Source organism: Pseudomonas sp. TE3644, from assembly GCF_056278815.1.
The window spans coordinates 3,471,517-3,490,846 of record NZ_JBWBQF010000001.1; the positions used below are offsets into that span (position 1 = coordinate 3,471,517).

The following is a 19,330-nucleotide window of genomic DNA, read 5'->3' on the forward strand; positions in this document are numbered from 1 at the left end:
AGGAACAGACCGATGAAATTTTCCCAATTCTTTATCCAGCGGCCGATTTTCGCCGCCGTGCTCTCGCTGCTGATCCTGATCGGCGGCGCGATCTCGCTGTTCCAGTTGCCCATCAGCGAATACCCCGAAGTGGTGCCGCCCACCGTGGTGGTGCGCGCCAACTTCCCCGGCGCCAACCCCAAGGTCATCGGTGAAACCGTGGCCGCGCCGTTGGAGCAGGCCATCACCGGTGTCGAGAACATGCTGTACATGTCCTCGCAGTCCACCGCCGACGGCAAGCTGACCCTGACCATCACCTTCGCCCTGGGCACCGACCTGGACAATGCCCAGGTGCAGGTGCAAAACCGAGTGACGCGTACCGAGCCCAAGCTGCCGGAAGAGGTGACGCGCATCGGTATCACCGTGGACAAGGCCTCCCCCGACCTGACCATGGTGGTGCACCTCACCTCGCCCGACAAACGCTACGACATGCTGTACCTGTCCAACTACGCCATCCTCAACATCAAGGATGAGCTGGCGCGCCTGGGCGGTATCGGCGACGTGCAACTGTTCGGCATGGGCGACTACTCCCTGCGCGTGTGGCTGGACCCGAACAAGACCGCTTCGCGCAACCTGACCGCCACCGACGTGGTCACCGCCATCCGCGAGCAGAACCGCCAAGTGGCCGCCGGGCAACTGGGCTCGCCGCCCTCGCCCAGCGCCACCAGCTTCCAGATGTCGATCAACACCCAGGGCCGTCTGGTCACTGAGGAAGAGTTCGAGAACATCATCATCCGCACCGGTGCCGACGGCGAAATCACCCGCCTGAAGGACATCGCCCGCGTCGAACTGGGCTCCAGCCAGTACGCCCTGCGTTCGCTGCTCAACAACCAGCCGGCGGTGGCCATCCCGATCTTCCAGCGCCCGGGTTCCAACGCCATCGATATCTCCAATGAAGTGCGGGCCAAGATGGCCGAACTCAAGAAGAGCTTCCCCGAAGGCATGGACTACAGCATCGTCTATGACCCGACCATCTTCGTGCGCGGCTCCATCGAGGCGGTGATCCACACCCTGTTCGAAGCACTGATTCTGGTGGTGCTGGTGGTGATCCTGTTCCTGCAAACCTGGCGCGCCTCGATCATCCCTCTGGTGGCCGTGCCGGTGTCGCTGATCGGTACCTTTGCGGTGATGCACCTGTTCGGCTTCTCGCTCAACGCGCTGTCGCTGTTCGGCCTGGTGCTGGCCATCGGTATCGTGGTGGACGACGCCATCGTGGTGGTGGAGAACGTCGAGCGTAACATCGAGCTGGGCCTCAACCCCGTGGACGCCACCAAGCGCGCCATGGGCGAGGTGACCGGGCCGATCATTGCCACGGCGCTGGTGCTGTGTGCGGTGTTCGTGCCGGCGGCCTTCATCAGCGGTCTGACCGGGCAGTTCTACAAGCAGTTCGCCCTGACCATTGCCATCTCCACAGTGATTTCGGCGTTCAACTCGCTGACCCTGTCGCCGGCCCTGGCGGCCGTGTTGCTCAAAGGCCACGACACGCCCAAGGACCGCTTCTCCAAGGTGCTCGACAAGCTGCTGGGCGGCTGGCTGTTCGCGCCGTTCAACCGCTTTTTCGTCAAGGCCAGCCATGGCTACGTGGGCACCGTGCGCCGGGTGATCCGCCGCAGCGGCGTCGCCCTGGTGGTGTACGCCGGCCTGATCGGCATGACCTGGCTGGGCTTTGCCAACACCCCGACCGGCTTCGTCCCGGCCCAGGACAAGCAGTACCTGGTAGCCTTTGCACAACTGCCCGATGCCGCAAGCCTTGACCGCACCGAAGACGTCATCAAGCAGATGTCGGACATCGCCATGAAGCAGCCGGGCGTGGCCAACGCCATCGCCTTCCCGGGCCTGTCAATCAACGGTTTCACCAACAGCCCCAACAACGGCATCGTCTTCGTGGCCCTGAAAGACTTCGACGAACGCCGTGACCCCAGCGAGTCGGCGGCCGCCATCGCCGGCGCCCTGAACGGCAAGTTCGCCGCCATCCAGGACGCCTACATGGCCATCTTCCCACCGCCGCCGGTACAGGGCCTGGGCACCATTGGCGGCTTCCGCCTGCAAATCGAAGACCGTGGCAACCTGGGCTACGACGCGCTGTACACCGAAACCCAGAACATCATCAACAAGAGCCGCAGCGTGCCGGAACTGGCAGGCCTGTTCACCAGCTACACCGTCAACGTGCCGCAGGTGGATGCCGCCATCGACCGTGAAAAAGCCAAGACCCACGGCGTGGCCATCAGCGACATCTTCGACACCCTGCAAATCTACCTGGGCTCGCTGTACGCCAACGACTTCAACCGCTTTGGCCGCACCTACCAGGTCAACGTTCAGGCCGAGCAGCAGTTCCGCCTGGAGCCCGAGCAGATCGGCCAGCTGAAGGTGCGCAACAATCAGGGCGAGATGATCCCCCTGGCCACCTTCATCAAGGTCAGCGACACCTCGGGCCCGGACCGGGTGATGCACTACAACGGCTTCGTCACCGCCGAAATCAGCGGCAACGCAGCCCCCGGCTACAGCTCGGGCCAGGCCCAGGCGGCGGTTGAAAAACTGCTGAAGGCCGAGCTGCCCAACGGCATGACCTACGAGTGGACCGAGCTGACCTACCAGCAGATCCTCTCGGGCAACACCGCGCTGTTCGTGTTCCCGCTGTGCGTGCTGCTGGCCTTCCTGGTGCTGGCCGCCCAGTACGAAAGCTGGAGCCTGCCGCTGGCGGTGATCCTGATCGTGCCCATGACGCTGTTGTCGGCCATCGCCGGCGTGATCATCGCCGGTAGCGACAACAATATCTTCACCCAGATCGGCCTGATCGTGCTGGTGGGGCTGGCGTGCAAAAACGCGATCCTGATCGTCGAGTTTGCCAAGGACAAACAGGAAGAAGGCCTGGACCCGCTGGCCGCCGTGCTGGAAGCCTGCCGCATGCGCTTGCGGCCGATCCTGATGACCTCGTTCGCGTTCATCATGGGCGTGGTGCCGCTGGTGCTGTCCCACGGCGCCGGTGCCGAAATGCGTCATGCCATGGGCGTGGCGGTGTTCTCCGGCATGCTGGGGGTGACCTTCTTCGGCCTGCTGCTGACCCCGGTGTTCTTCGTGCTGATCCGCAACCGCGTGGAAAAGAAAAAGGCCCGCAAGGCCGCCCAGCTTCTGACCCTGGAGACCCCAGCATGAGCCTGAAACACTTCATGCCCAGCCTGCTGGTGCTGGCCCTGGCGGCCTGCACCGTGGGCCCGGACTACAAGACCCCGGACACGGCGGCGGCCAACATCGCCGCCGCCCAGGACGCCCAATACGACCGCGGTCATTTCGACGCCATCTGGTGGCAGCAGTTTGATGACCCCACCCTGAACCAGTTGGTGGGCAAATCACTGCAAGGCAACCGCGACCTGCGCGTGGCCTTTGCCCGCCTGAAAGCCGCCCGCGCCATCCGCGATGACGTCAACACCGAGCGCTTCCCCGTAGTGACCAGCCGCGCCAGCAGCGAAGTGGGCAAGGGCCAGGTGCCCGGCCAGACCACCGACCGGGTCAACCAGGAGCGTTACGACCTGGGCCTGGACATGGCCTGGGAAGTGGACCTGTTCGGCCGCATCCAGCGCAGCCTGGAAGCCAGCGACGCCCAGGAAGACGCCGCCCGCGCCGACCTGCAGCAGTTGCAGGTGACCATGATCGCGGATTTGGTGGACGCCTACGGCGACCTGCGCGGTGCGCAACTGCGCGAAGACATTGCCCGGGCCAACCTCAAGACCCAGCAAGAGTCGCGCACCATCACCGTCAGCCTGCGCGATGCCGGCGTTGGCAACGAACTGGACGTGGTGCGCGCCGACGCGCGCCTGGCCGGCGTCGAAGCCACCGTGCCGCAACTGCAGGCCCAGCAAGTGCGTGCCCGCAACCGCATCGCCACCTTGCTGGGCGAGCGCCCCGACCAGCTGAGCGTGGACCTGAGCCCGGCGAAACTGCCGGCCATCTCCAAGGCCCTTCCCATCGGTGATCCGGGCGAACTGCTGCGCCGCCGCCCGGACGTGCGCAGCGCCGAGCGCAAACTGGCGGCGGCCACGGCCAATGTGGGCGTGGCCACGGCCGACCTGTTCCCACGGGTCAGCCTGTCGGGCTTTTTGGGCTTTACCGCAGCACGCGGCTCGCAGATTGGTTCGGCGGCGGCCAATGCCTGGTCGTTGGGCCCGAGCATTACCTGGGCTGCGTTCAACCTGGGTAGCGTGAAGGCGCGCATCCGGGGTGCCAATGCCGATGCCGAGGGCGCCTTGGCCACTTATGAGCAGCAAGTGTTGCTGGCGCTGGAAGAGTCGGAAAATGCCTTCAGCGATTACGGCAAGGTGCAACAGCGTCTGGCGTCGTTGAACAAGCAGAGTGAAGCCAGCCGTGCGGCGGCGGATCTTGCGTCGATTCAATACCGTGAAGGTACGGTGGATTATCTGGTGTTGCTGGATGCCGAGCGTGAGCGGTTGAGCGCGGAAGACGCGCAGGCACAGGCAGAGATTGAGCAGTACCGGGGCATCGTGGCCATCTACAAAGCCCTCGGTGGCGGCTGGCAGGTGCCGGACAAGGGCCAGGCGGTGGCGTCGGTCAAGTGATATGAAAGAGCTCCTTTGGTTGGTTTTAGGCTGACCTTTTTTGCCCCGCCTTTGTGCGGGGTTTTTTTGTGGGGTGACGCATATCCTGAGCCGAAAAAACAAAGGCTAAAACCTCGGTCCAACAGGCCATGGTACGTTGCAACCAACGTGGGAGCGGGTTCTACCCGCGAAGCGCCGCGCGGGCGGCGCTCGATCTCAAGAACACTGCAAAACCAACGGCATGCACCTGGCGGCCATAACGCAATCGCGTAGCCGCTGCCGCCAGGCTGCGCTGGCCCTATGCCTCGCTGAAGATCTTCAGGGTTCACACTGGCCAGCGCAGCCTGGCGGCAGCGGCTACGGGATTGCGTTAGGGCCTTTGGGTGCATGGCTTGGGTTTTTGGGGCGTTCTTGAGACCGCGCGCCGCCCGCGCGGCGCTTCGCGGGTAGAACCCGCTCCCACGTTGGTTGCAACGCACCATGGCCTGACACACCGAGGTTTTAGCCTTGTTGGCCTGGCTCAAGGTTTAGGTGGCCTGCAGGTGTTAAACCATCAATTCACCGAAACACCGCCAATCAACGCATCCGTCAGCGCCTTCGCAGCTTCGATCTGATGCAGCGCCGACCACAGCAGGCCGCGCTCCTGCACTTCGCAATCGCATAGTTCATAGGCCGATTCGCCGGCGCATTTGAGCAGCAGGGAGATTTGCGACAAGGCGTCTTCCAAGGGGATGCCGGCGCGTACAGTGTAGAAGGGTTCGGAGGTGGCGCCGTGGGTGCCGAAAGGGGTTGTGGCGGTGCAAAAGACTTCGAATGTCATGGTAGATCCTCGTTGGAAATAAAAGCCGCTACATCGCTACCAAACGATGGGAGGCAGCTGTACGCAGGTTGGTAGACCGGGCCAACGAAGAAAAACCGGCGCACGCGAGGTGCCCTGCGCACAGCCACCACAAGTGGAGATGCGCATACATCAAAGGCCCGGGCTACCAAACCCGACCACCGTGGAAACAGTGGCACGAGGGAGGTTATTGCCATGACCCGGGCCGGACAAGCCTACCCGAGCAAATCAGAATTGTCCTACGCCAGGTCCTACAGAAATGTAACCAATCCCGTAGCCGCTGCCGAAGGCTGCGCTGGCCCTGTGCATCACTGAAAATCTCCAGGGTTCACACGGGCCAGCGCAGCCTGGCGGCAGCGGCTACAGGATTTGTGGTGGGGCGTAGAGGTGCATGCCTTGGTTTGTGTGGTGCCCTTGAGACCGCGCGCCGCCCGCGCGGCGCTTCGCGGACACGGTCCGCTCCTACCGTTTGTTTTCGGGCCAGTTTTGTCAGTGGCATCTCCTGGGGCCGCCTTGTTGGCACCCACACAGATCTGCAGTGAAAAAACAAAGCGGTCCCGGGAGATGCCACTGGCAAAACTGGCCCGAAAACAAACGGTAGGAGCGGCCTGCGGCCGCGAAGCGCCGCGCGGGCGGCGCGCGATCTCATGAACACCCAAAAAACATAGGCAGGCACCTGGTAGCCCCAACATCCCCCAACAACCGAAACACCGACACCCCCCACCCCACCAACATCCGCCCCTCGGGATCGTGCCTGATCACCCCACCCGCATCATTACCCATATTCCCCGGCCGCACCTGCACCCGCCCCATGGCCTGATCCATCTGCCCTGCCCCATTGAGCGCCGCCAGGCGCAAGGTGGTGGTGTTGAAGTACTTCACGCACGCCAACCGATACCCCTCACCGTCACCACGGGCATCGAACACCACCTTGCCCCGCGCCTCGGCACCGGCAACCGGGATGGTTTCCAGCAGCACACGGCCGCCACCGAAGGCCTGATCAACCTTACCCTGCGCTGTCCAGGCCATGGCCACCTCACGGGTGCGCGGCGAGGTACCACGGTCGCGCACCGAGCCGCAGACCTTGAGGGTATCTGCAGGGTCGACGACCAATTGCAGGTAACGGTACTGGTCGGCCTCGACCCAGGCGAAACCTGCCTCGCCAAAGGCCAGATCGAGTTCACCATTAACCGACAGGCGAGTGACAAACGCCCCCTCCTCGGTGCTGCTGGCCGTCCAACCTCCCGCCAGCACTAACTTGCCGGCGTTGGCACCGTGGCGCTGCACCCCCAGGCCGCGCACCTGGCCGTTGCGGGTCACCGCATCCGGCACCTGCACCAGCGCCAGCCCGGTGCCGTTGAACGCCGCGTCCAACTGACCCTGGGCGGTAAAGCACATCACCGCCGCCAGGGTATCGCCCGTGCTCAGCCTCACCGTAAAGGCGCTGTACACCCGTTCGCCCTGCGCCGCGCTGAACATCGGCCCCTGGGCCACGGCGCCTTCGGGCAAGGCCTCGAACCCTATGCGGTGACGCGCCACTGCCTGGCCGGCGGCGGTGTAGCGCGCCAGGTGCACACCATCGGTCTGCAGGCTGAGCACATGGAATTCACCGCTGCTGTAGCCCAGCAACTGCGGTGTTGGACGGCTGGCGTCAAAGCTGTCCAGCAGGTAGCCATACCCACGTGGGCTGGTCTGGTTGCCGAAAGCTTCGGGGGCCGGGAGGCTGCCATCGGCGTTAATGCGGTTGATGGAGAAGTTGCTGGAGGCGCTGCTGGCAGCGGCCACCAGCAGGGCGCCATCGGCAAGCGGCAGCATCGAATGGGCAGCGTCGGCGATGCCGCTGGGGTAGATGGTTTGCGCGGCGCCCGCGTTGAAATCAGGGTCCAGGGTGCCTGGGGTTTTGAGGGTAGGCATGATGTGCCTCCTTGGGTGAGGTTCAATGGAGTTCACATCATTGGGTTAATCGTGGGGGGTGTAACCTGGGAGAAGTGACAGGTGGGGGCCTTTAGTGCATGTTTTGGGGTTTTTGGTAGGTGCATGTCTTGGGTTTTTTGGCGTTCTTGAGATCGAGCGCCGCCCGCGCGGCGCTTCGCGGCCACAGGCCGCTCCTACCGTTTGTTTCGGGCCAATTTTGTCAGTGGCATCTCCCGGGACCGCTTTGTTTTTTCACTGCCGGTCTGCGTGGGTGCCAACAAGGCGGTCCCGGGAGATATCACTGGCATAACTGGCCCGAAACAAACGGTAGGATCGGCGGAGCGGCCATCCGCCTGTGGCCGCGAAGCGCCGCGCGGGCGGCGCGCGATCGCATGAATACCCCAAAAACATCGGCATGCACCTGGTAGCCCCAACACCCCCGTTTGACTCCCACCCCCCTCCTGTCCCAAGCTGACACCCCCTGCAAAAAGCCCGCTGCGCTACGGACTGCTCAATGCCCAAGCTTTTCCGCAACCTGTGCCTGTTACTGTGCCTGTTCGTCGTGGTGGCGGTCGGCTGGCACCTCACCCGCCCCACGCCCAAACCCTCGGAGCCGGCGCTGCGCCACAGCTTTACCACCGCCCTTGAGCGCGCCCACAACGGCCAACCCGGCGCCGCACGGGTGCTGTACCAGCAACTGGGCCGCAGCGACCTGTCGCCCATCCGCCGCATCAGCCTGCTGGCCGAGCTGCCCAATTACCCCAGCCCCCAGGCCCTGAAGCTGGTGACCGCCGACCTCAAGGACAGCCAGGAGCTGCTGGTGCGCCACGGTGCCATCGATGCCGTGGCGCGGCTGGTGCCCGATGCCCAGCGCAGCCTGCTGCTGGGCCCGCTGCTGGACGATGACGACCAGGACATCCGCTTCCACGCCGCCCGCGCGCTGCTGGGCCTGTCACCCGATGACGTGGGCCTGTATTTCGCCCGCCTGGAGGCGGTGCTGGATGAGTACGTGCAGGCCCTGATCAGCACCCCGGACGACGCCGACGGGCAACTGCAACTGGCGAAAATCTACCTGTACGACGATGACTACACCCAGGCCCTGACGGTGCTCAAGCACGCCCGCACCCTTGAACCCGGTGACCTGGAAACCGTGGCCGTGCAAGTGCGGGTGCTGGAGAAACAGGGCCAGAACGACGCCTCCCGCCAACTGCTGGCCGAGCAACTGATCGCCCACCCCGACTCGGCCATGCTGCAACATGAACTGGGTCAGTGGCTGATCCGCCACGGCCAGGGCGAATATGCTTTGCTGGCCCTGGCGCGTGCCTCCGAACTTGAGCCGGACAACAGCAGCTACCGCTACGACCTGGCCGTGACCCTGCATCAGCTGGACCAGGTGGACGCCGCCCAGCGCCAGCTGGACGAGATACTGCGCAGGCAACCGGCCAACCGCAAGGCGCGGATCTTGCTGATTGACTACTGGAAACAGACCGGGCAGTTGCAGAACGTGCAGGTGCTGCTGGCGGAACTGGAGCAGCAGAACCCCGACGACCCCGCCCTGCAACAAGGGCTGTAGCCCGCCACAAAGGGCGGAACTGCCACCACCGGCCGCTGTCCAGAGTAGGCGCAGCGGCTTTTTTGCCCGGCCCCTGTGCGCCCTGAATGCCACATGAGGACTGCGCATTGATCACCTCGAAAGCGGCCACCGGTATTACTGGCCTGGATGACATTCTGGTCGGCGGTCTCAGCCGTGGACATATTTTCCTGCTCGAAGGCCAGCCTGGCGCGGGCAAGACCACCGTTGCACTGCAGTTTTTGCTCAACGGCGCGGCAGCGGGCGAGCGCTGCCTGTACATAACGCTGTCCGAGACCGAGCGCGAATTGCGCGAGGGCGCCAGCTCCCACGGCTGGACCCTGGACGAACAGATCAACGTGTTCGAACTGACCCCACCGGAGATGCTGCTCGACGCCCAGCAACAACAGAGCCTGCTGTACTCCAGCGACCTGGAACTGGGCGAGGCCACCCGGCAGATTTTCGATGTGGTGGGCCGCATACAGCCTGACCGCGTGGTGCTCGACAGCCTGTCCGAGGTGCGCCTGCTGGCCCAGAGTTCGCTGCGCTATCGTCGGCAGATCCTGGCCATCAAGCATTACTTCGCCCGCTACAACGCAACCGTGCTGCTGCTCGACGACATGACCAGCGAACCCTTGGACAAGACCCTGCACAGCATCGCCCACGGCGTGATCCGCCTGGAAGAAAAGGCCCCCGACTACGGCGCCGAACGCCGCCGGCTGCGCATCATCAAATACCGTGGCCAGAAGTACCGCGGCGGCTACCACGACTTCACCATCCACCATGACGGCGTGCAGGTGTTCCCGCGCCTGGTGGCCGCCGAACACCGCGCTCAATACGAGCGTTCGCAACTGAGCAGCGGCATTGGCGGGCTGGACGCGCTGCTGGGCGGCGGTATCGAGAACGGCTCCAGCACCCTGATCCTGGGCCCAGCCGGTACCGGCAAATCGCTGATCGCCATGGTCTTTGCCGCCGCAGCAGTGGCCCGTGGCGAGAAGGTCGCGCTGTTCATTTTCGACGAAGAGCTGGGGCTGTTGTTTGAGCGCATGCGCTGCCTGGGCATCGATCTTGAAGCCATGCAGGCCAGCGGCGCGATGATCGTGGAGCAGGTGGACGCCGCCGAGCTGTCACCCGGCGAGTTCGCCCACCGGGTGCGCAGCAAGGTTGACGAACACCAGATCAAGACCGTGATCATCGACAGCATCAACGGCTACCAGGCGGCCATGATCGACGAAGGCTCGCCGGTGATGCACATCCACGAGCTGCTGCTGTTCCTCAACCGTCGCGGCGCCGCCACGTTCATGACCGTCGCCCAGCAAGGGCTGGTGGGCGACATGAAGGCACCGGTGGACCTCACCTACCTGGCCGACACGGTGATTCTGCTGCGTTACTTCGAGGCCCTGGGCGAGGTGCGCCGGGCCATGTCGGTGATCAAGAAACGCTATGGAGGCCACGAGGCAACCATCCGCGAATACAAGATCAATGGCCAAGGCATGACCATCGGCGACCCTTTGCATGACTTCCAGGGTGTATTGCGCGGCGTGCCCACGTACGTGGGCGAAAGCAATCCGCTGCTCAAGGACCCCCAACCGTGAGCACACAAGCCCTGGCCCCGGAACGCGCGATAGTACTCGCGCCCCTGGGGCGTGACAGCCAGGTGGCCCAGTCGATCCTGACCGAAGCCGGCTTCACCAGCGTGGCCGCCACCGACCTTGCGGACCTGTGCACTCACCTGCAGGCCGGTGCCGGCATGGCCGTGATCGCCGAAGAGGCCATCACCCATGCGGACCTCGCGCCGCTATTGCACTACTTGCGCGAGCAGCCGGCCTGGTCCGACCTGCCCATCGTGCTGATGACCCACCACGGCGGCCCGGACCACCCGCCCTCCCTGCGCCTGGGCGAACAGTTGGGCAACGTCACCTTCCTGGAACGGCCCTTCCACCCCGTGGCGCTGGTCAGCCTGCTCAACACCGCTATCCGCGGGCGCCGCCGCCAGTACGAAGCCCGCGACCGCCTCAACGACCTGAGCGAAAGCCAGCAACGCTTGCAAAGCGCCCTCACCGCCGGGCGCCTGGGCGAGGAGCGCCTGCGCCAGCTCAACGAGACCCTGGAGCAGCAGGTAGAAGAGCGCACCGCGCAGATCACCCAGAATGAAGAGGCCCTGCGCCAGGCGCAGAAGATGGAAGCCGTGGGGCAGTTGACCGGCGGCATCGCCCATGACTTCAACAACATGCTGACCGGCATCATCGGCAGCCTGGAAATGATCCGCCGGCGCCTGGCCCGCGGCCGAACCCAGGATTTGGATAACCTGATCGAGCTGGGCGTGAGTTCGGCCAATCGCGCCGCCGGCCTCACCCACCGGTTGCTGGCCTTCTCCCGGCGCCAGTCACTGGACAGCCAGGCGGTGCAGGTGAACCGTCTGGTAGTCGCGATGGATGAACTGCTGCAACGCAGCCTGGACGAAAGCATTCGCCTGGACATGCAACTGGGCAGCGACCTGTGGGTGGCCGAGGCCGACCCGCATCAGCTGGAAAGCGCGCTGCTGAACCTGGTGATCAATGCCCGCGACGCCATGCCCAACGGTGGCGAGCTGGTAGTGGAAACGCACAACCAGCACCTGGATACGCGCTTCACCCACGGCCAGAGCAGCCTGCCGGTGGGCGACTACGTGTGCCTGAGCGTGCGCGACAATGGCTGTGGCATGCCCCAGAGCGTGATCAACCGCGCCTTTGACCCGTTCTTCACCACCAAACCCATCGGCCAGGGCACCGGCCTGGGCCTGTCGATGATCTACGGCTTTGCCAAGCAGTCGCGCGGGCATGTGGCGATTGACAGTCACATTGGCAAGGGCACCACGGTCAGCCTGTACTTGCCGCGTTTCAAGGGCGAATTGCCGGAACAAGCTGACGCCCCCGCCACCGGGTCTCTGCGCGCCCGCTCGGGGGAAACCGTGCTGATCGTGGAAGATGACAGCGCCGTGCGCGTGCTGGTGTGCGAGGTGCTACGTGAGCTGGGCTACACCTGGATCGAAGCCGCCGACTCGGCGGGCGCCCTGCCCCTGCTCAATTCGCCCCAGCGCATCGACCTGCTGATCAGTGACGTGGGGCTACCAGGCGGCATGAACGGGCGGCAACTGGCCGAGATCGGCCGGCAGCTGCGGCCCGGGCTCAAGGTGCTGTTCATCACCGGCTACGCCGAGCATGCGGCAGTGCGCGGTGGGTTCCTGGACCCGGGCATGCAGATGATTACCAAGCCTTTTGCCTTTGACCTGCTGACGGCCAAGGTGCGGGAGATGATCGAGGCCTGAGGCACCAGTGCTCCAAGCCGCCACCGCGTCGCCTGCATCGCGGCCAAGGCCGGCTCCTACGCCGGCCGTGGTAGGAGCCGACCTTGGTCGCGATGCAGGTGACGCGGTGGTGGGCGTAAACCCTCAGACCAGCAACTGCTGAATCTTGTCGCCCAACGTATCCAGGTCAAACGGCTTGGCCAGGATCGGCGCGTTGCGCGCGATCGGGCTGCCCGATTCGATGATTTCCTGCGGGTAGCCGCTGATGAAGATCACCTTCAGCTCCGGGCGCAGCTTGAGCGCTGGCTCCGCAATCTGCACCCCCGAGATGCCGCCCGGCAGGCGGTAGTCGGTGACCATCAAATCCAGGTGCGGCTTGCGGGCCAGAATCTCGAACGCCTGGGCGCCGTTCTCGGCCTCCAGCACGTGGTACCCCTCGCCCTTCAGGTAATCGGACAACACCATCAAAATCGAGGGTTCATCCTCGACGATGAGGACTACGTCTTGTGCATCTTCACTCATGGTAACGCCTATGTACTTTCTGGTTGGCTGCCTATGTGACCGTGGCCGCCAGTAGAGGTTGCGTGCCGTTGGGCAATTGCTACATCGGCAGGCTGACCGTAAAGGTAGACCCCTCGCCCAACGCGCTTTGCACCGTGATGGACCCACCATGGGCCACCACGATCTGCTCGGAAATGAACAGCCCCAGGCCCAGCCCCGCCACCACGTGGGTGGCCGACACGCGCTCGAATTGCTGGAAGATGCGCGCCTGGTTTTCCTTGCTGATGCCAATGCCGTGGTCGCGCACTTCCACCAGTGCCGCGCCTTTCTGGGCGTAGACACTGACTTCGATGGGGCCGTGGCCGCCATAGCGCAGGGCATTGGACACCAGGTTGGAGACCACCTGTTCCACCCGGAACTCGTCCCAGGTGCCCACCACCGGTTCGGTGGCATGAAGGCTGACACTGCACGAGGCGGCGCTGATCTGCGGGGCGAAGTTGTCCAGCAGGTTGGCCACCAGCTGGGTCAGGTCGAACTGGCTGGGGCGGATCGACAGCTTGCCGGTGCGGATGCGCGACACGTCAAGCATGTCTTCGATCAGGCGGATCAGGCTTTGGATCTGGCGCTCGTCGCGCTCCACCATGCCGCGCATCTTGTCCAGGCTGAAGGCGTCGGCGTTGTCGCGGGCCAGGTGCAACTTGCGCAGCTGGGTTTCCAGGATCAGCCCGTTGAGGGGCGTGCGCACCTCGTGGGAGACGATGGACATGAAGTCGTCGCGCATGCGCACCGCATGTTCCAGCTCGTTCTGGGTGGCCTGCAGTTTCTTCAGCAGTACTTCCTGCTCCTGGCGGCTGCGCTCCAGGGCATCGAGCTGCTCCTTGAGCGCCTTGCGCTGGCAGTACAGGTCGACGAACACGTTGACCTTGCTCTTCACCGCATGGATTTCCAGCGGCTTGTGCAAAAAGTCCACCGCGCCGCTCTCGTAGCCCTTGAAGGCGTAGTTGAGTTCACGGCCGGCGGCGCTGACGAACACAATGGGGATGCTTTTGGTTTTCTCGGTGCTGCGCATCAGCTCCGCGAGTTCAAAGCCGTTCATGCCCGGCATCTGCACATCAAGGATGGCCAGGGCGAATTCATGTTGCAGCAGCAGGGACAAGGCTTCGTCGGCCGACAGTGCCTTGTGCACTTCACGGTCGTCGGCCTTGATCAACGCTTCGAGGGCCAGCAGGTTTTCCGGCAGGTCGTCGACGATCAGCAGTTTGGCTTTTGTTATCGGGGTTGGCATGCACTGGGTTCCAGCTCGGCGAGCAATGAGCCTATGCCGTTCAATGGGAGTATGTGGTCGGGCCGGCGCAGCTTGATCGCCGCTTCGGGCATGATCGCAACGCGGGCCTCGGCCGGGTCCTGGACAATGGTCAGACCGCCGCGTTCGCCAATCGTTGCCAAACCTTTGGCGCCATCTTCATTGGCGCCGGTCAGCAGGATGCCGATCAGGCTTGAGCCGTAGGCATCGGCCGCCGATTCGAACAACAGATCGATGGAGGGACGGGAGAAATGCACCCGCTCCTCCTGGCTCAGCGACAGGCTGCGGTCCTGCTCCACCGACAGGTGATAGCCGGGCCCGGCGAAGTAGAACATCCCTGGTTGTATGTCTTCCTTGTCCACTGCCTCCTTGGCAGCGCGTTGCATGCGCCGGGCGAACACCTCGGCCAGCTGGCTGTGACGGTTGTCGGGCAGGTGCAGCACGGTCAGCACCGGCAGCGCGAAGCTGGCCGGCAGCAGGCCATAGACGCGCAGCAGCGCCTCGACCCCGCCGGCCGATGCGCCTACCACCACCGCTTCGTACCTGCCTTTGGCAATCATGTCTTGCGGTAGATCCGTTCAGGTTTGGCCAGCGCCTCGAACCTGTCGCTGTAGCCGGAGAAGTCCAGGGTTTCCTTGCTGCCCAGCACCAGGAAGCCGCGGTGGCACAGCGATTCGTGGAACAGGCCGAAGGCGCGGTCCTGCAGCTTCTTGTTGAAGTAGATCAGCACATTGCGGCACGACACCAGCTGGGTTTCGGAAAACACGCTGTCGGTGGCCAGGCTGTGGTCGGCGAAGGTCACGTTGTCGCGCAGGCTGCTGTCGAAGATCGCGTTGCCGTAGGCCGCCGTGTAGTAGGTGGAAAACGCCTGCTGGCCGCCCGCACGCTGGTAGTTCTCGGTGTAGGTGCGCACGCTGTCCATGGAGTAGATGCCTTGCTTGGCCTTCTCCAGGGACTGCGGGTTGATGTCGGTGGCGTAGATGATGGTGCGTTCCAGCAAGCCTTCCTCGCGCAGCAGGATGGCCATGGAATACACCTCCTCGCCCGTGCTGCAACCGGCGATCCAGATCTTGATCGACGGGTAGGTCTTGAGCAGCGGCACCACTTCGCGACGGATCGCCAGGAAGTGCTCGGGGTCGCGAAACATCTCGCTGACCGGGATCGTCAGGTACTGCAGCAACTGCATGAACGCGGTGGGGTCGTGCAGCACCCGCTCCTGTAACGCCGAGATGGTGTTGCAGTCCAGCTGACGCAGGGCGTGGTGTATCCGGCGCTTGATGGAAGCGCCGGAGTAATCGCGAAAATCGTAGCTGTACTTGAGGTAGATGGCCTCGATCAGCAAGCGAATCTCGATGTCGGTATTGCGTTCCACCGTCATAAGCGGTGGCCTCGTTTAACACGGTCCTGCACTAAATGCGCTCCAGCTGTGGCAACCACACGCGTATCAGGGAAAACAGCCGGTCCAGGTCGATGGGCTTGGCCAGGTAGTCATTGGCGCCGGCCTGCAGGCAGCGCTCCTGATCGTCCTTCATGGCCTTGGCGGTGACAGCGATGATCGGCAGCTTGCGCCAGCGCGTGTCCTTGCGGATCTCGCGGGTGGCTTCGTAGCCGTCCATCTCCGGCATCATCACGTCCATCAGTACCAGGTCGATGTCTTCCACTTCATTGAGTTTGTCGATGGCCTCGCGGCCATTGCGACCGATTTCGACGATCGCGCCCTTGTGCTCCAGCGCACTGGTGAGGGCGAAGATGTTGCGCACATCGTCGTCCACCACCAGGATTTTGCGCCCCTCGAAGACCTTGTCGCGGCTGCGCGCGGTCTTGAGCATCTTCTGTCTTTCCTGTGACAGCTGGGATTCGACTTTGTGCAGAAACAGCGTCACTTCATCCAACAGCCGCTCTGGCGAGCGAGCGCCCTTGATGATGATGGAACGCGAATACTTGAGCAGCTCGGCCTCTTCGTCGCGGGTCATGTTGCGGCCGGTGTAGACGATCACCGGCGGGAAGGCGCAGATCTCTTCGGTGGACATGCGCTTGAGCAGGTCGTTACCCAGCATGTCGGGCAGCTTGAGGTCGATGATCATGCAGTCGTAGACGTTGTCGCGCAGCAGGTCCAGGGCTTCCTGGGCAAAGCCTACGGCGGTGATCTCGATGTCTTCGTCGCCGATCAGGCGGGCAATGCTTTCGCGTTGCAGGTCGTCGTCTTCCACCAGCAGGATGCGCTTGAGCTTCTGGGTCAGCTTGGCTTCCAGGCGGGCGAACACGTCCTTGAGCTCGTCGCGGGTGGTGGGTTTGACCGCATAGCCCACCGCGCCCATGTGCATGGCGGCCTCGACGCGGTCTTCCACGGAAATCACGTGCACCGGGATGTGGCGGGTGGCGGGCAGTTCCTTGAGGCGCTGCAGCACAGTCAGGCCGGAATGGTCGGGCAGGCGCATGTCCAGCAGGATGGCGTCGGGCACGAACTGCGCGGCCAGGTTGAAGCCTTCGTCGGCGCCATGGGCCACCAGGCAGTGGTAATTGAGCTCGTGGGCCAGGTCGAAAAGGATGCGCGCAAAGTTGGGCTCATCCTCGATCACCAGGATGCAGCGGCGGTCGAACGGACCGCGGTCGCGGTCGTCGGGGAAGCGCGCGATGACCACTTCGGGCTCCACCGGCGCGGGCGGCTCGGGGGTGGCGTTGTAAGGCGCGGGAATGACGGTGGGCGCCGGGTGCACTTCTTCCCGCTCGATGGCCTCGTAGCGCTGTGGCAACACCAGGGTGAACTCGCTGCCTTTGCCCAGGGTGCTGCTGACGCTGATGTAGCCGCCCAGCAGGTTGGCCAGGTCGCGGGAAATCGACAGCCCCAGGCCGGTGCCGCCGTAGCGGCGGTTGGTGGTGCCGTCGGCCTGGCGGAAGGCCTCGAAAATGGCCTGCTGCTGGTCGGTGGCCACACCAATGCCGGTGTCGCGCACGTGGAAGGCCACGCCGTTGTCCGGCTGCGGCGCCACGATCAGGGTGACCTTGCCCTTTTCGGTGAACTTCAAGGCGTTGGACAGCAGGTTCTTGAGGATCTGCTCCACGCGCTGGCGGTCGGTGAACAGGCTGGCCGGCACGCCGTCCAGCAGTTCGACCGAGAAGTCCAATTGCTTGTCGGCGGCCAGCGGTTCGAACAGGGTACGCAGACCGTCGACCACCCGCGCAGTGCCAATGGTTTCCGGACGCACGTCGAGCTTGCCGGCCTCCACCTTGGAGATGTCGAGGATGTCGTTGATCAGGTTGAGCAGGTCATTGCCGGCCGAGTAGATGGACTCGGCGAACTTGACCTGTTCGCCGGTGAGGTTGTCCTCGGCGTTCTCGGCCAGCAGCTTGGCCAGGATCAGCGAGCTGTTGAGCGGGGTGCGCAGCTCGTGGGACATGTTGGCGAGGAATTCGGACTTGTATTTGCTGGAGCGCTGCAGCTCTTCGGCGCGCTCTTCCAGCTCGACCTGGGCGCGGTTGAGCTCCAGGTTTTTCGCGTCCAGGGCATCGCGTTGCTCGGCCAGGGCGTCGGTGCGCTCGGCCAGCTGTTCGTTGGTTTGCTCCAGTTCCGCCTGCTGGGTTTCCAGGTGCGCCTGGGACTCCTTGAGCACCCGCGATTGCTCTTCGAGCTCTTCGTTGGCGGTCTTGAGTTCTTCCTGTTGCACTTGCAGCTCTTCATTGAGCTGCTGGGTTTCAGCCAGCACTTCCTGCAGGCGCTGGCGGTAACGGGCGGCTTCGATGGAGGTGCCCATGTTGCCGGCGAGCAGTTGCAGCAGTTCGACATCGCGGTCGCTGAGCGGGCGCAGGAAGCCCAGCTCCACCACGCCGTTGACGCCGTCGTCATTGCTGGTGGGCACGATCAGCACGCTGTGCGGCAGGCCTTCACCCAGGCCGGAGGCGAACTTGAAGAAATCCTGCGGCACATCGTCCAGGCGCACCAGGCGACCGTTTTGCGCCGCCTGGCCGATCACGCCTTCGCCGTTGATGATGACCTGGCCCAGGTTTTCCTGCTCGCGGGAGAAGCCATAGGTGGCCACGCGGCGCAGGTTGCCGTGCTCTTCGCGCACGTAGACCGCCGATACCACGCTGCCCAGGTAGCCGGCGAAAAACTGCAGCACGTTGCGCCCCACCATTTGCAGGGTCAACTGGCCCAGCACCTGCTCGGCCAGTTGCGTCTGCCCGGTGCGCAGCCAGGCCTGGGCTTCCAGGCGCTCGGCGCTGCGGCGCTGGGCGTCGAGGTTGTCGCCGTAGGTGGTGGACAGGCTGACCATGTCGCGACGGCCGAAATAGGCCAGTGCCGCGCTGATCAGCACCAGGAACAGGATGTACAGGGTTACCGACAACTTGATGGTGAAGGTGACATCCTCGCTGCGCTGCACGCGCAACTGGTGCTCCATGGCCAGGAAGTCATCGAACTCGCCGCGCACCGCATCGGTCAGGCGCTTGCCGCGCCCGGTCTGTACCACCGAGGAGTAATCGCCGGTGCTGCGCTTGAGGTCGATCATGGACTGCGAATAGGCCATCCACTCCTTCTGCAAGGCCATGATGCGGGTCAGGCGGTCGATCTGCACGGTGTTGTCGCCCACCAGCTCCTTGAGCGCCGGCACTTCGGCGGCCAGGCGCGGCTTGGCCAGCTCGAAGGGGTCCAGGTAGTCTTCCTTGCCGGTCAACAGGTAGCCGCGCATGCCGGTTTCCATGTCGATGGACAGCTTGGCGACTTCGTTGGCGTTGTTGATCACCCGGTCGGTGTGCTCGACCCAGTCGATGGTGTTCATCAGGTAGGCGATGATGCCGACGAACACCACACCGCTCAGCAGCCCCACGCCCAAAGGCAGGCTGACGTTGCGCGTCAGCAGCTTGCGGAAGCTTTGCTCGTCGATGCTGGAGGGTTTGCTCATGTCCCTTGCGTCCCTGGTCAGGTGGTCAAAATGGCAGAGTTTGCCGCAAAACCACGTAAAAGATCCAAATATTCGCGCATCAAGCTTGATAGCTCTTACCCTTTCTAGAAGGCGGGAGGGGTTTTGGCCAGTGTTTGCGGGTTTATTTTGGGTGGGCATAGGTGATGCCACAGACAAAACCGGCCCGAAACAAATGTGGGCTCTCAAACCCACCACCGTCCCGTAGCCGCTGCCGCCAGGCTGCGCTGGCCCTGTGCCTCGCTGGAGATCTTCAGGGTTCACGCGGGCCAGCGCAGCCTGGCGGCAGCGGCTACGGGGGCATGTCTTGGGGTTTGTGGGGTTCTTGAGATCGCGCGCCGCCCGCGCGGCGCTTCCCGAGGTCCCCTCGGTCCCACATTTGTTTCGGGCCAGTTTTGTCTGGGGTATCACCT

12 protein-coding genes are annotated in these 19,330 nt (G+C 63.9%); 5 read left to right on the forward strand and 7 right to left on the reverse strand.

What is annotated here, in order from left to right; genetic code table 11:
- Positions 1-12 precede the first annotated feature (12 nt).
- Positions 13-3,192: an efflux RND transporter permease subunit gene (locus tag ACZ9GA_RS15145; protein WP_455925952.1), complete on the forward strand. Its 3,180-nt coding sequence runs from the start codon at positions 13-15 to the stop codon at positions 3,190-3,192.
- Entirely contained in the window at positions 3,189-4,610 is a 1,422-nt protein-coding gene (locus ACZ9GA_RS15150; RefSeq protein ID WP_457361904.1) for an efflux transporter outer membrane subunit, read from the forward strand. The genes ACZ9GA_RS15145 and ACZ9GA_RS15150 overlap by 4 nt, the downstream gene beginning before the upstream one ends.
- 532 nt (positions 4,611-5,142) lie before the next feature.
- Here ACZ9GA_RS15150 and ACZ9GA_RS15155 read toward each other — a convergent pair.
- On the reverse strand, positions 5,143-5,409 hold the full coding sequence (locus tag ACZ9GA_RS15155) for a DUF3077 domain-containing protein (RefSeq protein WP_457361903.1): 267 nt from the start codon (positions 5,407-5,409) through the stop codon (positions 5,143-5,145).
- A gap of 663 nt (positions 5,410-6,072) precedes the next feature.
- Positions 6,073-7,341: a hypothetical protein gene (locus ACZ9GA_RS15160; protein WP_457361902.1), complete on the reverse strand. Its 1,269-nt coding sequence runs from the start codon at positions 7,339-7,341 to the stop codon at positions 6,073-6,075.
- A gap of 514 nt (positions 7,342-7,855) precedes the next feature.
- On the opposite strand from ACZ9GA_RS15160, the gene ACZ9GA_RS15165 reads away from it, so the two are divergent.
- The 3 genes from ACZ9GA_RS15165 to ACZ9GA_RS15175 all read left to right on the forward strand — a co-directional run bounded on the left by ACZ9GA_RS15165 (position 7,856) and on the right by ACZ9GA_RS15175 (position 12,218).
- Entirely contained in the window at positions 7,856-8,914 is a 1,059-nt protein-coding gene (locus tag ACZ9GA_RS15165) for a tetratricopeptide repeat protein (protein WP_457361901.1), read from the forward strand.
- Positions 8,915-9,000: 86 nt separating this feature from the next.
- Positions 9,001-10,506, forward strand: a complete 1,506-nt coding sequence (locus ACZ9GA_RS15170) for an ATPase domain-containing protein (RefSeq protein WP_457361900.1) — start codon at positions 9,001-9,003, stop codon at positions 10,504-10,506.
- The gene (locus tag ACZ9GA_RS15175; RefSeq protein WP_457361899.1) at positions 10,503-12,218 is read left to right on the forward strand and encodes an ATP-binding protein; all 1,716 of its coding nucleotides are present in this window, start codon (positions 10,503-10,505) and stop codon (positions 12,216-12,218) included. Before ACZ9GA_RS15170 ends, ACZ9GA_RS15175 begins: the two co-directional genes overlap by 4 nt.
- Positions 12,219-12,341: 123 nt before the next feature.
- On the opposite strand, the gene ACZ9GA_RS15180 is transcribed toward ACZ9GA_RS15175, so the two are convergent.
- The 5 genes from ACZ9GA_RS15180 to ACZ9GA_RS15200 form a co-directional block, all read right to left on the reverse strand.
- Positions 12,342-12,719, reverse strand: coding sequence for a response regulator (locus ACZ9GA_RS15180; protein ID WP_027977629.1), 378 nt, complete (start codon positions 12,717-12,719; stop codon positions 12,342-12,344).
- A 79-nt stretch (positions 12,720-12,798) separates the two neighbouring features.
- Positions 12,799-13,983 carry a hybrid sensor histidine kinase/response regulator gene (locus ACZ9GA_RS15185; RefSeq protein WP_457361898.1) on the reverse strand — a complete coding sequence of 395 codons (1,185 nt, stop codon included), beginning with the start codon at positions 13,981-13,983 and terminating at the stop codon, positions 12,799-12,801.
- Positions 13,968-14,561: a chemotaxis protein CheB gene (locus ACZ9GA_RS15190; RefSeq protein WP_457361897.1), complete on the reverse strand. Its 594-nt coding sequence runs from the start codon at positions 14,559-14,561 to the stop codon at positions 13,968-13,970. The genes ACZ9GA_RS15185 and ACZ9GA_RS15190 overlap by 16 nt, the downstream gene beginning before the upstream one ends.
- Positions 14,558-15,379 carry a CheR family methyltransferase gene (locus tag ACZ9GA_RS15195; RefSeq protein ID WP_457361896.1) on the reverse strand — a complete coding sequence of 274 codons (822 nt, stop codon included), beginning with the start codon at positions 15,377-15,379 and terminating at the stop codon, positions 14,558-14,560. The genes ACZ9GA_RS15190 and ACZ9GA_RS15195 overlap by 4 nt, the downstream gene beginning before the upstream one ends.
- 31 nt (positions 15,380-15,410) lie before the next feature.
- A complete protein-coding gene (locus ACZ9GA_RS15200) occupies positions 15,411-18,899 on the reverse strand; it encodes a response regulator (RefSeq protein WP_457361895.1) in 3,489 nt (1,162 codons plus the stop codon).
- Positions 18,900-19,330 lie beyond the last annotated feature (431 nt).